At 63.8% G+C, this 14,320-nt stretch carries 19 protein-coding genes and 1 pseudogene; 10 read left to right on the forward strand and 10 right to left on the reverse strand.

What is annotated here, in order from left to right; all coding sequences use genetic code 11:
• Window positions 1-17 precede the first annotated feature (17 nt).
• The 7 genes and pseudogenes from nrdR (at window position 18) to PQR08_RS06875 (ending at window position 3,318) form a co-directional block, all read left to right on the forward strand.
• Window positions 18-500 (forward strand): transcriptional regulator NrdR, encoded by a 483-nt coding sequence (gene nrdR, locus PQR08_RS06845; RefSeq protein WP_035500727.1) that lies wholly within the window; start codon window positions 18-20, stop codon window positions 498-500.
• A 159-nt stretch (window positions 501-659) separates the two neighbouring features.
• Window positions 660-1,208, forward strand: a complete 549-nt coding sequence (locus PQR08_RS06850; protein ID WP_408161139.1) for a GspH/FimT family pseudopilin — start codon at window positions 660-662, stop codon at window positions 1,206-1,208.
• Window positions 1,205-1,588: a type IV pilus modification PilV family protein gene (locus tag PQR08_RS06855; protein WP_250484101.1), complete on the forward strand. Its 384-nt coding sequence runs from the start codon at window positions 1,205-1,207 to the stop codon at window positions 1,586-1,588. Before PQR08_RS06850 ends, PQR08_RS06855 begins: the two co-directional genes overlap by 4 nt.
• The gene (locus PQR08_RS06860) at window positions 1,585-1,722 is read left to right on the forward strand and encodes a hypothetical protein (protein ID WP_313761177.1); all 138 of its coding nucleotides are present in this window, start codon (window positions 1,585-1,587) and stop codon (window positions 1,720-1,722) included. The genes PQR08_RS06855 and PQR08_RS06860 overlap by 4 nt, the downstream gene beginning before the upstream one ends.
• A 40-nt stretch (window positions 1,723-1,762) precedes the next feature.
• Window positions 1,763-2,374, forward strand: a complete 612-nt coding sequence (locus PQR08_RS06865; RefSeq protein WP_313761176.1) for a PilW family protein — start codon at window positions 1,763-1,765, stop codon at window positions 2,372-2,374.
• A 133-nt stretch (window positions 2,375-2,507) separates the two neighbouring features.
• On the forward strand, window positions 2,508-2,855 hold the full coding sequence (locus PQR08_RS06870; RefSeq protein WP_250484100.1) for a pilus assembly PilX family protein: 348 nt from the start codon (window positions 2,508-2,510) through the stop codon (window positions 2,853-2,855).
• Window positions 2,856-2,864: 9 nt separating this feature from the next.
• A pseudogene (locus PQR08_RS06875) lies at window positions 2,865-3,318 on the forward strand (type IV pilin protein).
• Window positions 3,319-3,326: 8 nt separating this feature from the next.
• Here PQR08_RS06875 and PQR08_RS06880 read toward each other — a convergent pair.
• The 4 genes from PQR08_RS06880 to PQR08_RS06895 form a co-directional block, all read right to left on the reverse strand.
• Window positions 3,327-3,824 (reverse strand): DUF3318 domain-containing protein, encoded by a 498-nt coding sequence (locus PQR08_RS06880; RefSeq protein ID WP_408161141.1) that lies wholly within the window; start codon window positions 3,822-3,824, stop codon window positions 3,327-3,329.
• Between the two features lie 21 nt (window positions 3,825-3,845).
• A complete protein-coding gene (locus PQR08_RS06885; protein WP_187606005.1) occupies window positions 3,846-4,226 on the reverse strand; it encodes a phage holin family protein in 381 nt (126 codons plus the stop codon).
• A 181-nt stretch (window positions 4,227-4,407) separates the two neighbouring features.
• Window positions 4,408-4,710 carry an ElaB/YgaM/YqjD family protein gene (locus tag PQR08_RS06890; RefSeq protein WP_035500744.1) on the reverse strand — a complete coding sequence of 101 codons (303 nt, stop codon included), beginning with the start codon at window positions 4,708-4,710 and terminating at the stop codon, window positions 4,408-4,410.
• 256 nt (window positions 4,711-4,966) lie between these two features.
• Window positions 4,967-6,157, reverse strand: coding sequence for an acyl-CoA dehydrogenase (locus PQR08_RS06895; RefSeq protein ID WP_035500746.1), 1,191 nt, complete (start codon window positions 6,155-6,157; stop codon window positions 4,967-4,969).
• Window positions 6,158-6,304: 147 nt separating this feature from the next.
• On the opposite strand from PQR08_RS06895, the gene PQR08_RS06900 reads away from it, so the two are divergent.
• Window positions 6,305-7,105 (forward strand): IclR family transcriptional regulator, encoded by an 801-nt coding sequence (locus tag PQR08_RS06900; RefSeq protein WP_187606004.1) that lies wholly within the window; start codon window positions 6,305-6,307, stop codon window positions 7,103-7,105.
• A 4-nt stretch (window positions 7,106-7,109) separates the two neighbouring features.
• On the opposite strand, the gene kynA is transcribed toward PQR08_RS06900, so the two are convergent.
• From kynA to kynB, 3 genes are read right to left on the reverse strand one after another with little or no spacing between them, the layout of a single operon-like run.
• A complete protein-coding gene (kynA, locus tag PQR08_RS06905; protein ID WP_187606003.1) occupies window positions 7,110-7,985 on the reverse strand; it encodes a tryptophan 2,3-dioxygenase in 876 nt (291 codons plus the stop codon).
• A 13-nt stretch (window positions 7,986-7,998) separates the two neighbouring features.
• Window positions 7,999-9,249, reverse strand: a complete 1,251-nt coding sequence (gene kynU / locus PQR08_RS06910) for a kynureninase (RefSeq protein WP_408161142.1) — start codon at window positions 9,247-9,249, stop codon at window positions 7,999-8,001.
• Window positions 9,250-9,275: 26 nt separating this feature from the next.
• The gene (gene kynB, locus PQR08_RS06915; protein WP_250484095.1) at window positions 9,276-9,902 is read right to left on the reverse strand and encodes an arylformamidase; all 627 of its coding nucleotides are present in this window, start codon (window positions 9,900-9,902) and stop codon (window positions 9,276-9,278) included.
• Window positions 9,903-10,035: 133 nt separating this feature from the next.
• On the opposite strand from kynB, the gene PQR08_RS06920 reads away from it, so the two are divergent.
• Entirely contained in the window at window positions 10,036-10,539 is a 504-nt protein-coding gene (locus PQR08_RS06920; protein WP_035500753.1) for an Lrp/AsnC family transcriptional regulator, read from the forward strand.
• 4 nt (window positions 10,540-10,543) lie between these two features.
• Here PQR08_RS06920 and PQR08_RS06925 read toward each other — a convergent pair whose 3' ends face one another.
• Window positions 10,544-11,056, reverse strand: coding sequence for a flavin reductase family protein (locus PQR08_RS06925; RefSeq protein ID WP_187606000.1), 513 nt, complete (start codon window positions 11,054-11,056; stop codon window positions 10,544-10,546).
• A 324-nt stretch (window positions 11,057-11,380) separates the two neighbouring features.
• Between PQR08_RS06925 and msrA the strand changes: the two genes are divergently transcribed.
• Window positions 11,381-11,941 carry a peptide-methionine (S)-S-oxide reductase MsrA gene (gene msrA / locus PQR08_RS06930; protein WP_408161145.1) on the forward strand — a complete coding sequence of 187 codons (561 nt, stop codon included), beginning with the start codon at window positions 11,381-11,383 and terminating at the stop codon, window positions 11,939-11,941.
• A gap of 7 nt (window positions 11,942-11,948) precedes the next feature.
• Here the strand turns inward: msrA and PQR08_RS06935 are convergent, their stop codons facing one another.
• Window positions 11,949-13,010, reverse strand: a complete 1,062-nt coding sequence (locus PQR08_RS06935; RefSeq protein ID WP_408161237.1) for a DUF72 domain-containing protein — start codon at window positions 13,008-13,010, stop codon at window positions 11,949-11,951.
• Window positions 13,011-13,027: 17 nt separating this feature from the next.
• On the reverse strand, window positions 13,028-14,242 hold the full coding sequence (locus PQR08_RS06940; RefSeq protein WP_250484093.1) for a class I SAM-dependent methyltransferase: 1,215 nt from the start codon (window positions 14,240-14,242) through the stop codon (window positions 13,028-13,030).
• Window positions 14,243-14,320: the final 78 nt, after the last annotated feature.

Here is a 14,320-nt window from a genome sequence, read left to right on the forward strand (position 1 = left end):
TCGCGAGCCCAACGCCGATGCGCTGCCCATTCTGCCGACACGAAGATACCCAGGTCGTGGATTCTCGCGTGTCGGAGGATGGCGCGGCCATTCGGCGGCGCAGGCGCTGTCCCTCGTGCGACAAGCGCTTCACAACGTATGAGCGTGTCGAACTGGCGCTTCCGTCCGTCGTCAAGAAGGACGGCAGCCGCACCGAGTTCGACCGTCGCAAGATCGTCGCGAGCATGCAGCTTGCGCTGAGAAAGCGCCCGGTCGCAGCCGACGCGATCGACGCCGCCGCGTCCCGCATCGAGTATCAGTTGCTCGGCAGCGGCGAGCGCGAAGTGCAGAGCGAACGTCTCGGCGAACTCGTGATGAACGAGTTGCGGCAGCTCGATACCATCGCCTACGTGCGTTTCGCCTCCGTCTACAAGCGTTTCGAAGACGTCTCCGAATTCGAAGACGTGCTCGATGAATTCCGGCGTGCCGCGCCGAAGAAATCGACTTCGCGCAAGCGCTGAACCTTTCCGCATCGTTTCTCTCCCAAGCCTGAATTCCTGCACTTCGCTCGCGCAGTGTGCCGGGCATCGGATCGCGTGAACACTCGGCCATTCGGCGAATGGCGGCGCGCATTCCTTCTCGCTAGATTGCGTCTTTCGGCCCGATCAGATCGATGAGGAATGCAGATGTTCAACGCTTCAAATCAAGGTTTCACGCTCGTCGAACTGTGCGTGGTGCTCGCCGTGATGGCGATTCTCGCGATGTTCGCCGCGCCGTCGTTCGTAGCCTGGCAGGTGCGCGATCAGGTCGATGCGCGGGCGCGCTCGCTTTTTTCCACGCTTTCGCTTGCGCGTGCCGAATCGGTCAGGCGCGGCGCGCGCGTCACGCTATGCCGGATCGACGCGTCGCGTCATTGCCTCGCGGCGGGGCGAAGCTGCGAGGCCGGCGTCACGGACTGGTCGTGCGGATGGGGCGTGTTCGTCGATCGCGACGGTGTTTCGACGCTTCTGCGCATGCAGCCGGCGATGACGTCGGTTGCAATCGCCGCGACATCGACCGAACTGTCTTTCACGCCGCCCGCCGGGCAGGTGATCGGCGGATTCCGGAGTTTCGATTTCGCCCCGCGCAGCGCCGATTCCGCGGCGAATTCCGGGTCGCGCCGATGCATACGGCTCGCGGCAGGCGGGCGGGCGCGCATGACGCCGGGCGGTTGCGGAGCGTCGGCATGAAGCGCGCGCAATGCGGCGACTCGCTGATCGAAGTGATGATCGCGCTTACGCTCACGGCCGTGACCGCGCTCGGGCTGGTCGCGGTGCAGAGCGGACTGGCACGGGGCGAGCGGGCGGCGCTGCTGCGGGAGCGCGCGGCGCTCATCGCGGATTCGGTCGCGGAGGGCGTGCGCGGCGATACGGATCGCGCGGCGATCGTGCCGCAATGGCAGGCGAGGGCGTCGTCGATGCTGCCGGCAGGCGACGTAGCCGTGTTCGATCGCGCCGACGGCGTGCACATCGCCACGGTGAGCTGGCGCGCCGACGACCGGTACGATCCGTGTCCCGAGCCACTCGCCAGGCCGCTCACGTCGTGCATTTCGGTGGCGTTCGCACGATGACTCCACGCCTCTTCGCGTCGCGCGGCCATACGCTGCTGGAGATGACGATCGCGCTCGCGCTCGGCATTTTGATCGTGAGCGCGTCGTTGGCGCTTTATTCGGGCACAGCGCGTCGCGTTCGAGCGCGCCACTGACGCCGCGCGCATCCACGACGCCGGATCGATCGCGCTCGACATGCTCGGCCAGCAGATCCAGATGGCGGGATTCGCATCGAACCTCGGCCCCAACGCCGACGCACCGATCTTCGGTTGCGCGCAAGGCCGCGTCGTCGGCGCGGATACGGCTGCCTCGTGCGAAGTTCTTGCGAGCCATTCGGACGGCGTGCAGATCCGCTATTCCGCCGACGTCGTGTCCACGTGGGCGTCGAGCGGCGGCGTGCCGACGGATTGCATCGGCCAGACCGTCGCCGATGCTTTCGTCACGAACCGCTTCTACGCGAAGGCCAGCAGTTCGTCCGGCGAACCCGAGCTTTACTGCGAAGGCGGCGGCAGGCAGGCGCAACCGGTCGTCGAAGGAATCGAGCGGCTTCGGGTGATGTATTGGCTGACGGGCTCGCCATCGGCGCTGGACGCGTCGGCGGTCGCACGCGAGCGCTGGCGCGATGCCTACGCCGCCGACATTTGCGTGCTCGTGCGCGGTTTCGCCACGCAGACGAAGCGCAGAACGAATTACGTCGATTGCACCGGCGCGCCCGCCTTCGCCGACGACGGCCGCGCTCGCCAGACATTCTGGCGGCGCGTCGCGATTCGCAATGCGCCGGCGAATGCATCCGGGGACGCGCCGTGAAACGCCGTTCACGTTCAAGCGGCGCCACGTTGCCGATCGTCCTGATTCTCGCCGCGATGATGCTGGCACCGCAAGCGCCGGGCTCCAGGCATCGCTCGTTGCGACACGCGCGGCCATCGCAACGCGCGAGCGCGTGCAGGCCTTCCATGCAGCGGACAGCGCGCTCATCCGATGCAGCCGGATGCTGGCGCTCGCGTTGCCTGCGACGAGCCCGTCGCCGAACGACGAACCGTCGCGATGGCGCATGAAGACATCGTTCGAAGGGCCTTCCGCTGCCGCGATCGCGCCGTTCGCCTCATGGCCGTACGCGCGCCGCGCGCCGCAGTGCCTGATCGAAGCATGGACGGCCACGTCCTATCTGATCACCGCGCGCGGTTTCGGCGCGACGCCCGATTCCGAAGTCTGGCTACAGCTTCGGATCGAGGTTGCGGACGGCACCAGCACAAGTCACTGGCGGCGCGTCGTCGGCCGGCCGTTTTGAAGGATCGACATGAAAGAGAAAGGCTTCAGCCTGCTTGAATTGATGGTCGCCGCTGGCCGTCGCGGCGATCATCGCGACTTTCGCCGTTCCCGCGTATCGGACGCATGTCGCGAAGGCGCATCGCGTCGATGCAGCGTCGGCGTTGACGCGGGCCGTTCAGTTCGTCGAAACGGCGCGGCTCGCGCAGACATCGGAGGGCGTCGATGCCATCACGCTGAGCGCAGGACTCGATCAGGCGCCTTCGAATGGTGCGACGGTGTATCGCGTCGCCGTGCTCCCGGAATCGCCGACGAACGGCGGCTACGCGATCGAAGCCGTGCCCATCGCGGCGGGCCCGATGTATGAGGACGGCTGCGGCGCCTTCGTCATCGACGCCACCGGACTACGCTGGAATCACACGTCGGGCACGACCGATCCGCTCGATGCGGCACAGTCGGCGGCGTGCTGGGTGGGAAAGGGCTGATGCCGATGTCAGAAAACGGTCGGATCGGCCGCGTCACTAGGCGCGTCGGGCGTGGCGGTCTTCATCTGCTGATAAATGCGCCAGCCTTCCCATCCGGCGAGCGCGAGGCCGCCCCATTTGAGCACGGGCTTCGCGCTGCGCAGCAGCTTCGTTCGCACCGGCTTGGTGAGCACGAGCGAGGCGACCGAGCCGATGATCGGATACTGCTTGAGCAGCACGCCGATATTGCCCGAGCCGAGCAGCGAACTGATGATGCCGCCGATACCGCCCGGAGACGCACGGCGCTTGCCCCACCGGCGCGCGCCGCCGCCCGGCATCAGAAAGCGCAGGAAACTGAAGTGCGTGACCGACGCGCGCAGGTCGAGTGTGGCTTGCCGCATTTCCATGCGTTCGACATCCGCACGGGCGATCAGCAGTTCCTTGCGCAGCGCGCGCATGTGCGGCGTGCGCAGTTTCTGCATCTTGTCGCGCTTGGGCGCTCTGAAGGTGTCGTCGTTTTGGCTCATGGCTTATGTCGGGCGCGGAGATCAGCGGAACGTGTCGCGGTCTTTACGGAATTCGGCGAGCGTGTCGTCGAACATGTTCGGCGCATCGAGCAGATTGCTGCGCGCGCGCAGACCGCATGCGATTGCAATCAGCGCATACAGAAGGGTGATGCCGCCGAGCGCCTGCCAGCGATACGTGTCCCAGAAGAAGATGGCGATCAGCACCGTGAGAGATATGAGCGCCATCATCGCGAGCATCATGGCGGCGAGCCCGAGGAAAAGCACGCCGATGAGCCGCTCCTTTTCCTCCTGAAGCTCGATGCCGATGAGTTCAAGGCGCGTCTCGAAGATGGCGAAGGCGGAGCTCAGAATTCGTCGCAGCGGTCCGGGGGACGATTGCTGCGTGGGCCGATCGGTCGTCATGGCTTGAATGCGAGGAGCGCGTTGGTGCCGCTTTTTTGTGGGTCCGGTCGGCGCGTGAAGCGGCCGGCCGGTGCGAGTGTCGAGCCGCGCGCCCGGGCAGGGCGCTCGCGGTTCAGTCCAGCGGGGACCGCGACAAGAAGCGGGTTAGCAATCCGCGGGCCATTGACCCGGCAAGACGGCTTTATTTGCGGTTGATCAGAAGCCCGATCACCATGCCGAGTCCCGCCGCAATGCCGATGGACGCCCACGGATGCTCGTGCACGTAATCGTCGGTGGCGCGCGCGGCCTTCTTGCCTCGTTCGATCACGACGACCTGTGCGTCCGCGGCTTTTTCCTTCGCTTGCTTCAGGCGGGTAAGGGCTGTCTCGCGCAATTCGGAAGCGCGTTCGCCGGTGGCGGTAGCGGCTTGCTTCAAGAGATCTTCGGCGTCAGCGAGTACAGATTTGATATCCGACATGAATCGCTCCTTGTTGATTTCTGACATAAAAGGCTCCAATCGGTAAGGCTACGGGCATCGTAACCAAAGATGGGATCGCTGACGAGGAGGCGTGCATCCTGCCGCGTGGATTTACGCAGGTTCCGTTCCAGTCGCTCGCGCCTCGACGATGCATGGACATCGTCTGGAATGGATACGATCTGACCCGTAAAAGTTTCAGGCGCGAATCGAAAGTTACAAACGACGAAAAGCAAAAGGGCCGACGCAACCGCGCCGGCCCTTCCCGATCGTGAACTAAGCTCGTTCAGAAAAACGCCTGAATGCCCGTCTGTGCGCGGCCGAGAATCAGCGCGTGAATATCGTGCGTGCCTTCGTACGTATTGACCACTTCAAGATTCACGAGGTGACGCGCGACGCCGAATTCATCGGAGATGCCGTTGCCGCCGAGCATGTCACGCGCGAGCCGGGCGATATCGAGCGCCTTGCCGCACGAATTACGCTTCATGATCGACGTGATCTCTACAGCCGCAGTGCCTTCGTCCTTCATCCGGCCGAGGCGCAGCACGCCTTGCAGGCCGAGCGTGATTTCCGTCTGCATGTCGGCGAGTTTCTTCTGAATCAACTGGTTCGCCGCGAGCGGCCGGCCGAACTGCTTGCGATCCAGCGTGTATTGCCGCGCCGTGTGCCAGCACGCTTCGGCCGCGCCGAGCGCACCCCACGAAATACCGTAACGCGCCGAGTTCAGGCAGGTGAACGGACCCTTGAGCCCGCGCACGTCCGGCAGGATGTTCTCTTCGGGGACGAACACTTCATCCATCACGATTTCGCCGGTGATCGACGCGCGCAAGCCGACCTTGCCGTGAATCGCCGGCGCCGACAGACCCTTCCAGCCTTTCTCGAGGATGAAGCCGCGAATCTCGTCGCGGCCGTCTTCCTCCAGCTTCGCCCAGACGACGAACACGTCCGCGATCGGCGAGTTCGAAATCCACATCTTCGTGCCGGACAGCGAAAAGCCGTTCTGCACTTTCTTCGCCCGCGTCGTCATGCTGGCCGGATCGGAACCTGCATTCGGCTCGGTGAGGCCGAAGCAGCCGATCCATTCGCCGCGCGCGAGCTTCGGCAGATATTTTTCCTTCTGCGCTTCGCTGCCGAAGGTGTTGATCGGCACCATCACGAGCGACGATTGCACCGACATCATCGAGCGATAACCCGAATCCACGCGTTCGACTTCGCGCGCGATCAGGCCGTAGCACACGTAGTTGAGGCCCGGACCGCCGTATTGCTCGGGGATTGTCGGTCCGAGCAGACCCAGTTCGCCCATTTCACGGAAGATCGCCGGATCGGTCTTTTCCTCGCGAAACGCCTGCATCACGCGCGGCTGTAGCTTGTCCTGCGCGTAAGCGCGCGCGGCGTCGCGCACCATGCGTTCGTCTTCGGTCAGTTGCTGATCCAGCAAGAGCGGGTCTTCCCAGTTGAATCGGGCGGCGTCGGCCATGTGCTATCTCCTGATTACATCGAAAAGCGCCGGGAGCGTGTCGGGATCCATGCAGGTCTGTCCGTTCCGCCGGCGCGCGGGGCGCTTGACATGAGTTCCGCTAAGCGAAACAATGTTTTGCAAATCCAGTTTGGAGTTTATCACCCGATGCCAGCCGATTCCAACCGAAATTCAGCGTCGATTTCATCGCGCCATTTATCGTCCGAAGAGATCGACGAGCGCAAGTTCGTCGTCGCACTCGCGCGCGGGCTCGATTTGCTGCGCGCGTTCCGACCGGGCGAGTCGCTGTTGGGCAACCGCGATTTCGTCGATCGCACCGGTTTGCCGAAGGCGACGGTGAACCGTCTCGCCTACACGCTGACGACACTCGGCTATCTGCGCTTCGACGAACCCGCGGGCAAATACGCGCTCGACACGGGAGTGCTGTCGCTCGGATTCACGTTGCTCGCGGGCGCCGACACGCTCGAACTCGCCCGCCCGCACATGCGCGCGCTCGCGCGGGAGATCGGCGCGGCGGTTTCGCTCGGCTGCCGCGACGGGCTCGACATGATCTATCTCGAAACGATCCGCAGCGAGACGGCGCTCACGCTCGGGCTTGCGCCCGGCTCGCGCCTGTCGATGCTCACGAGTTCGATGGGCCGCGCGTATCTCGCCGTGCAGGAACCGGCGGCGCGCGAGGCGCTGTTCGACGAACTCGGGAAAAACGAAGGCGAGGCAAAGGTCGATGCCGCCCGCCGCGCGATCGAGGATTTCGCGCGCGACGGCTGCTGCTATTCGTTCCGCGACTGGCACGACGACGTCAACGCCATCGCCGCGCCGTTTCGCGATCTGCGCAACGGACGCTGGCTCGTGCTGTCGAGCAGCGGGCCGGCGTCGTCGATGGACGAGGCGTATTTTCGCGAGACGATCGGCCCGAGGCTGAAGGCGCTGGCCGCGCGTCTCGCCTGAAGCTTCAAAGCACCGTGCGGACGTGCCAAAGCTCCGGAAACAGCACGACATCGAGCATCTTGCGCAGATAAGACGCGCCCGCCGTGCCGCCCGTGCCGCCCTTGAAGCCGATGATGCGCTCCACCGTCGTCACATGCCGGAAGCGCCATTGCCGGAACGCGTCTTCCAGATCGACAAGCTCTTCGGCCATCTCGTACAAGTCCCAGTGATGCGACGGATCGCGATACACCGCGAGCCACGCCGCCTCGACGGACGGATCGTGCGTCGTCGGCTGCGACCAGTCGCGATTCAGGCGCGCCGGATCGATCTCGAAGCCGCGCCGGGCGAGCAGGCGGATCACTTCGTCGTAGAAGGAGGGCGCTTCGAGCGTCTCGCGCACCTGTTCGAGAATTTCCGGCCGATGCTCATGCGGCTTGAGCATCTGCGCATTCTTGTTGCCGAGCATGAACTCGATCTGCCGATACTGATGCGACTGAAACCCCGACGACTGCCCGAGATACGGGCGCATCGCGGTGTATTCGGAGGGCGTCATCGTCGCGAGGACGTTCCACGCCTGCACCAGTTGCTCGAAGATGCGCGACACGCGCGCGAGCATCTTGAACGCGGGCGGCAGTTCGTCGCGATGCACGGCCGCCAGCGCCGCGCGCAACTCGTAGAGCGCGAGCTTCATCCATAACTCGCTCGTCTGATGCTGCACGATGAACAGCATCTCGTTGTGATCCGGCGAGAGCGGATGCTGCGCGTTGAGAATCGAATCGAGGCCGAGGTAGTCGCCGTAGCTCATCGAATCGGAGAAATCGAGCTTGGCGTCGTGCCAGCCTTTTTCCTGCGTTGCGGCCGGTGCGCCATGTCCGAAAGGGCAGCCTTGTGTATTGCTCATGTCGACGTTCCTCTCAGGTCACCGATGCGCGCTCGGCGAACTCGGGCGCGCGCCAGCTTTCGGTCGCGAGCACATCGCGCAGGACTTCGACGGCGTCCCACACATCGACGAAACGCGTGTAGAGCGGCGTGAAGCCGAAGCGCAGAATGCGCGGCTCGCGATAATCGCCGATCACGCCGCGTGCGATCAGCGCCTGCATCACCTCATAGCCGTTCGGATGCTCGAAGCTCGCCTGCGAGCCGCGTTGCGCATGTTCGCGCGGCGTCGCGAGCGAGAGCGGTAATTCGCCGCAGCGTTCCTCGACCAGCCTGATGAACAGATCGCTCAACGCAAGCGACTTGCGGCGCAGCGTTTGCATGTCGGTTTGCAGGAACACGTCGAGCCCGCATTCGACGAGCGACATCGACACGATCGGCTGCGTGCCGCAGAGAAAGCGGCCGATGCCGTCGTCCGGGCGATACACCGGGTTCATCTCGAACGGCTTCTTGTGCCCCCACCAACCCGAAAGCGGCTGCGAGAAAGCGTTCTGATGGCGCTTCGGCACCCACACGAACGCGGGCGAGCCCGGTCCGCCGTTCAGATATTTGTACGTGCAACCCACCGCGTAATCCGCGCCTACGCCGTTCAGATCGACCGGCACCGCGCCCGCCGAATGCGCCAGATCCCACACGGCGAGCGCGCCCGCGCGATGAATCGTCTGCGTGAGCGCGACCATGTCATGCATGTAGCCGGTGCGGTAGTTGACGTGCGTGATCATCGCGATCGCGGTGTTTTCGTCGATTGCGGCGGGCAATTCTGCGGGATCGTCGACGAGACGCAGCTCGTAACCGCGATCGAGCTGCTCGATCAAACCCTGCGCGATGTACAGATCGGTCGGAAAGTTCGAACGTTCGGAGACGATCACGCGCCGCTTCGGATCGCGTTCGTTCGCGAGCTTGAGCGCGGCCGACAGAATCTTGAAGAGATTCGCGGAGATCGTGTCCGTCACGACGACTTCGTCTTCGCCGGCGCCGATGAGCGGTGCGAGTTTGTTGCCGAGACGCTTGGGCAGCGCGAACCAGCCGGCCGTGTTCCAGCTTCGGATCAGGCCTTCGCCCCATTCGGCGGCGATCACGTCGGCGGCGCGCGCGGCGGACGCTTTGGGCGGCACGCCGAGCGAATTGCCGTCGAGATAGATCACGCCGTCGATCAATGCGAACTGGTCGCGCAGGCCGGCGAGCGGATCGTCGCGGTCGAGCGCCGCTGCTTCGTCACGATGTTTCATCGAAAAGTCCATATATTTGAAGATCATCAGGAAAGCGGACGCAGGACGGCCCGAACCGGACTCGCATCGAGCGTCGAGAATTTGAGCGGCAGCGCGATCAGTTCGTAATCGCCGGGCGCGACGGCGTCGAGCACGAGGCCTTCGAGGATCGCCATGCCGTGAGCGCGGATGCGCTTGTGCGCATCCATCGTCTTCGAGTCTTGCGGATCGAGCGAGGGCGTGTCGATGCCGACGAGCTTCACGCCTTTTTCGGCCAGCAAGTCGATGGTTTCCGGCGCGACGGCGGCGAAGGCGCTGTCCCAAGCGTCGAGCGGCGCGTTCGCATACGTGCGGAGCAGCACGCGCGGCGGAATGCCGTCGAGATGCGCGGCGACGTGTTCGGGCGTGACGAGCGGCGAAGCACCGATGCAGTGCAGAACGCGGCACTCGCCGATGTACGTGTCGAGCGCGACTTCGCCGATCGGCTTGCCGTGCTCGTCGTAGTGAAGCGGCGCGTCGGCGTGCGCGCCGGTGTGCGGCGAGAGCGTGAGTCGCGCGACATTGACCGGCGAGCCCGCCTCCATGCGCCACACGCGCTCGATGCCGACCGCCGTGTCGCCCGGCCAGACGGGCGTGGCGGTGTCGATCGGCGGAGAAATGTCCAGAAGCGTCATGACGCGCCCTAGCAGAATTTGTGAAGATGCGTCAAATCATAGTCGCGTTATCTCGAAACGTGCTTGCGAAATAACCACCCAAAAGTGGCGCGCTTAGAACATAATTCGATGAAACGGGCTAGGGGACTCAAAAATGACCGGCTTCACGCTCGATGCAACAGATTGCCGAATTCTGGCGGTACTGCAGGAAGATGGACGGATCAGTAACCTGGACCTGGCGGAGCGCATTTCGCTCTCGCCGTCAGCGTGCTTGCGCCGAATGCGGCTGCTGGAAGAGGAAGGGGTGATCGCGAGCTATCGCGCGTGCCTCGACCGCGAGCGGCTCGGCATCGAACTGGAGGCGTTCGTCCACGTCTCGATGCGCAACGACCAGGAAAACTGGCACGAGAAGTTCGCGGCAGCCGTGCGCGAATGGCCGGAAGTGGTCGGCGCGTTCGTCGTCACCGGCGACACGCATTACGTGCTTCGCGTGCTCGCGCACAACCTCAAGCATTACTCCGACTTCATTCTGTCGAAGCTCTACAAGGCGCCCGGCGTGATCGACATCCGCTCGAACATCGTGCTTCAGACGATGAAGGACGACGCGGGCGTGCCGGTCGCGCTGATCGAGCAGCCGGGACGCCCGCACACGCCCTGAGCGTTTATTCCAGCGTTCCCAGTGTATGGAAGCCGCCCGCGTGGAAGACGAGCGGCGCGGTTTGCGTCGCGTCTTCGCGCACGCCGCATCGCTCCACTTCGCCGACGAAAATCACGTGATCGCCTTCGTCGTAGCGGCTGCGGTTGTGGCATTCGAACCACGCGAGCGCGCCGTCGAGCACCGGCATGCCCGTGTCGCCGGCGGCGTGCGAGACGCCCGCGAATCGGTCACCCTTGACCGTGGCGAAACGCCGGCACAGGTCGAGTTGCGACGACGCGAGCACGTTCACCACGTAGTGGCTGTTCGCGCGGAATACCGGCATCGACGCCGATTTCGTCGCGAGGCTCCACAACACGAGTGGCGGATTGAGCGATACCGAGTTGAACGAACTCGCGGTGATGCCGATCAACTGGCCTGACTCGGTGCGCGTCGTGATGACCGTGACGCCGGTCGCGAACTGGCCGAGCGCGGCGCGAAACGCGGTCGGGTCGAAATTAGGGCTTTTGGCGCGTGTCATTTGGCAGATGAGCAGGCAAATGGGCGGTCGAGTGTGTCATGTGCTGCCGAGCCGGCCGCGCGTCGCGCTTCAGTCGGAAGAACCTTTTCAGAAGTCATGTAAAAGCTGGAGATTTGTCTCGATTCTATCGGAATCGGCAGTCGCCGGCCGCCAAATGACCGTATTCCCGCAGCAAGTTTTCTGCGGCGAGGGGGCATTCTGCGCCGTGCGGCCAAACCCAGTAAGCTCGACTCATCGTATCCGGAAGGTTGAAGAAAAGGCCGGATGCATCCATATGCATGATCCGCGGCATGGCCGCATGCACTTGATGAGGAGTTGCGCCTTATGACCCAAACTAGCCAACAAGCGGGACTGGAAACCGCGACGCTCGGCGGCGGATGTTTCTGGTGCACCGAAGCCGTGTTTCTCGCGGTGCAGGGCGTGGAGTCGGTCGAATCGGGCTATGCGGGCGGCAAGGTGGTGAATCCGTCGTACGAGCAGGTCTGCGACGGCGAAACCGGTCACGCGGAAGTCGTGAAGGTGGTGTTCGATCCGTCGGTTATCAGCTACCGCGAAGTGCTCGAAATCTTCTTCGCGACGCACGATCCGACCCAGCTCAACCGGCAGGGCAACGATGTCGGCACGCAGTATCGCTCGGCCGTGTTCACGCATTCGGACGAGCAACGCAAGATCGCGCTCGAAGTGATCGACGAACTGCAGCGCGAGGACGTCTTCGGCGGCAAGATCGTCACGCAGGTCGTGCCGCTCGCCGACGACTACTATCCGGCCGAGGCGTATCACCAGAACTATTTCGCGCAGCATCCGAATCAGGGCTATTGCGCGGCGGTCGTCGGGCCGAAAGTCGCGAAGTTTCGCAAGAAGTTCGCGCATCGGCTGAAAGCGTGATGCGCTTCTAGTCGCTCCGCGCGCGCTCGCATTCCTCCGCGATGCCGCGCGCGAGCTCGAAGCACGTGAGCGGCGCCGAGCCTTCGGCCTTGTTGTTCGCCGCGATCACCACAGGCTGGCCCGCGATTGCATAGCGGGCCGCCAGTTCGGCGAGCGCCTCGCGCGTGTCGTGGTCTTCGTCGACGATCTTGTCGAACGGCTCGTATTTCGCCTTCGCCTGTTCATAGCGAAAGCCGCTGTGCAGACTCCAGCGCACGATGAGCGGTCCCATACTTTCTTCGTCCAGCAACGCGAGCGCCTTCGCCTGACGGCGCACGTCCGGCATGCGCGCATGCACGCCGATGCAATAGCGCACGTTCGCTTTGCGCAGCGCGCGGATGAAGCGCGGCGTCAGCATGACCGCGTCGCGGATTTCGACCGCATAGCACGACTCGCCTTCGAGCGGTGGCAGCGCTTGCAGAAACGCCGAGAGCCGTTCGATGAAGCTCGCCGGATCGACGATCATCGCATCGGGCAGCGGCGAGAACTGGAACACGAGCGCGCCCGCTTTCCCGCCGAGACCGCTGATGCAAGGCGTCACGAATTCGTCGATGGCGATCCGCGCGTTCAGAAACGCGGGGTTCTCCGCGTCGGGCGTGCCGCGTTCGCCGCGAATGAAGGCATCGGTGACGGAGGCGGGCGCCTTGACGATGAAGCGAAAATGCTCCGGCACCTGCGATGCGTAGCGCGCGTACTCGGCCAGCGACAGCGGCGCATAAAACGAGCGGTCGATCGACACGCTTTTCAGGAGCGGATGCACGCCGTAGGCGGTGAGGCCGTCGCGGGAAAGCTTCGTGTTCGAATACTCGTCGCCATAGACGATGCCGCGCCAGCCCGGAAACGACCATGTCGATGTGCCGAGATGGATCGCGTCGGGCAGGCGCTTCGCGATCGATTCGAGTTCGGGCTGCACAGGCGCGGGCAGGACGCCGCGTGGTTTCGCTTGCTTCGGTGCCTTTACAGGCTCCGCCGAAGCGGTCGCAGGCGCGCCGAAAAGATCGAACTGATCTTCCGGCTCGCCCGTTTCGATGTGTACCGGCTCGTGGTTCAGAGCGCCTTCTCGTAGATATATCGGCGCGACCAGGGCAGCGTCGTCGCGCTGCGCCCCGCCTTGCGGCAGATCACCTGATAGATCGACACGTCGTCGTTTTCGAACGCATACGCGCAGCCCGCGAGATACACGCGCCAGATGCGGAAGTGCTCATCGTCGACGAGCGTCTTCGCTTTCTCCGCGTGCTCCTCGAACCTGTCGGCCCAGATGTCGAGCGTACGCGCGTAATGCCGCCGCAGACTTTCGATGTCGAGCGCTTCCAGCCCGCCGCGCTGCATGCATTCGAGCGCGAGACTGATGTGCGGCAGCTCGCCGTCCGGGAACACGTATTTGTCGATGAACTCGCCGCCGCCGAGCGAAGTCTCGCCGCTGTCGGCATCCGACGACGTGATGCCGTGATTCATCGCGATGCCGTCATCGACGAGCAGTTCGCGGATTCTCGCGAAGTAGCCCGGCAGGTTCTTACGCCCGACGTGCTCGAACATGCCGACGCTCGTGATGCGATCGAATTGCCCCGGAATGTCGCGGTAATCCTGCAGGCGAATCTCGATCTGGTCTTCGAGTCCCGCCGCCTTGACGCGCTCGGTCGCGAGCCTGAACTGGTTCTCGGAGAGCGTGACGCCCACGCATTGCGCGCCGAACTTCTGCGCCGCGCGGATCACGAGCGCGCCCCAGCCGCAGCCGATATCGAGCAGACGATGCCCCGGCTGAACCTGAATCTTCGTCAGGATGTGATCGATTTTCTTGAGCTGCGCGGTGTCGATGTCTTCGTCGCCATTCTCGAAGTACGCGCAGGAGTAGACCATGTTCTTGTCGAGCCAGAGCTGATAGAACTCGTTCGACACATCGTAGTGGTACTGAATGGCTTTCTTGTCCGACGTCTTCGAGTGATTGAAGTAGCGTCGTACGCGCGCGAGCTTGCTTGCGCTCGTCACCGTGCTTTTCGCGAGCGAATAGCCGATGTTGATGATGTCGGACAGCTTTCCCTCGATGTCGATCTTGCCCTTCACATAGGCTTCGCCGAGATTGTCGAGACTCGGTTCGAGCAGATAGGGCAGCGCAGTCGCGCTCTTCACATGCAGCGTCACCTGAGGGGCGGCGAACTGGCCGAAATCGTGCTGCTGGCCATCCCACAGCACGAGCCGCGCGGGCAGATTGGCCCGGTCGCGCACTTCCTCAACCCACTGCGTCAGCTTTTTCTCCCAGAACATGCTTGTTTCTCCGCGCTAAAGAAAATCAAGGGAAGGCTCGCGCCTTCATGTTCGTTGCCGTTGCGATCTCGGTTGCTT

Source organism: Caballeronia jiangsuensis (genome assembly GCF_046030135.1).
GTDB classification, from domain to species: domain Bacteria; phylum Pseudomonadota; class Gammaproteobacteria; order Burkholderiales; family Burkholderiaceae; genus Caballeronia; species Caballeronia jiangsuensis.

Coding starts and splice junctions, on each gene's coding strand:
- PQR08_RS06940 (WP_250484093.1), bottom strand. CDS start 14,242: ATGTTCTGGGAGAAAAAGCTGACGCAGTGGGTTGAGGAAGTGCGCGAC.
- PQR08_RS06880 (WP_408161141.1), bottom strand. CDS start 3,824: ATGAGCCAAAACGACGACACCTTCAGAGCGCCCAAGCGCGACAAGATG.
- PQR08_RS06865 (WP_313761176.1), top strand. CDS start 1,763: ATGCTCGGCCAGCAGATCCAGATGGCGGGATTCGCATCGAACCTCGGC.
- PQR08_RS06900 (WP_187606004.1), top strand. CDS start 6,305: ATGCCAGCCGATTCCAACCGAAATTCAGCGTCGATTTCATCGCGCCAT.
- PQR08_RS06850 (WP_408161139.1), top strand. CDS start 660: ATGCAGATGTTCAACGCTTCAAATCAAGGTTTCACGCTCGTCGAACTG.
- PQR08_RS06895 (WP_035500746.1), bottom strand. CDS start 6,157: ATGGCCGACGCCGCCCGATTCAACTGGGAAGACCCGCTCTTGCTGGAT.
- PQR08_RS06925 (WP_187606000.1), bottom strand. CDS start 11,056: ATGACACGCGCCAAAAGCCCTAATTTCGACCCGACCGCGTTTCGCGCC.
- kynB (WP_250484095.1), bottom strand. CDS start 9,902: ATGACGCTTCTGGACATTTCTCCGCCGATCGACACCGCCACGCCCGTC.
- nrdR (WP_035500727.1), top strand. CDS start 18: ATGCGCTGCCCATTCTGCCGACACGAAGATACCCAGGTCGTGGATTCT.
- PQR08_RS06885 (WP_187606005.1), bottom strand. CDS start 4,226: ATGACGACCGATCGGCCCACGCAGCAATCGTCCCCCGGACCGCTGCGA.
- kynU (WP_408161142.1), bottom strand. CDS start 9,249: ATGAAACATCGTGACGAAGCAGCGGCGCTCGACCGCGACGATCCGCTC.
- PQR08_RS06920 (WP_035500753.1), top strand. CDS start 10,036: ATGACCGGCTTCACGCTCGATGCAACAGATTGCCGAATTCTGGCGGTA.
- PQR08_RS06860 (WP_313761177.1), top strand. CDS start 1,585: ATGACTCCACGCCTCTTCGCGTCGCGCGGCCATACGCTGCTGGAGATG.
- PQR08_RS06855 (WP_250484101.1), top strand. CDS start 1,205: ATGAAGCGCGCGCAATGCGGCGACTCGCTGATCGAAGTGATGATCGCG.
- msrA (WP_408161145.1), top strand. CDS start 11,381: ATGACCCAAACTAGCCAACAAGCGGGACTGGAAACCGCGACGCTCGGC.
- PQR08_RS06890 (WP_035500744.1), bottom strand. CDS start 4,710: ATGTCAGAAATCAACAAGGAGCGATTCATGTCGGATATCAAATCTGTA.
- kynA (WP_187606003.1), bottom strand. CDS start 7,985: ATGAGCAATACACAAGGCTGCCCTTTCGGACATGGCGCACCGGCCGCA.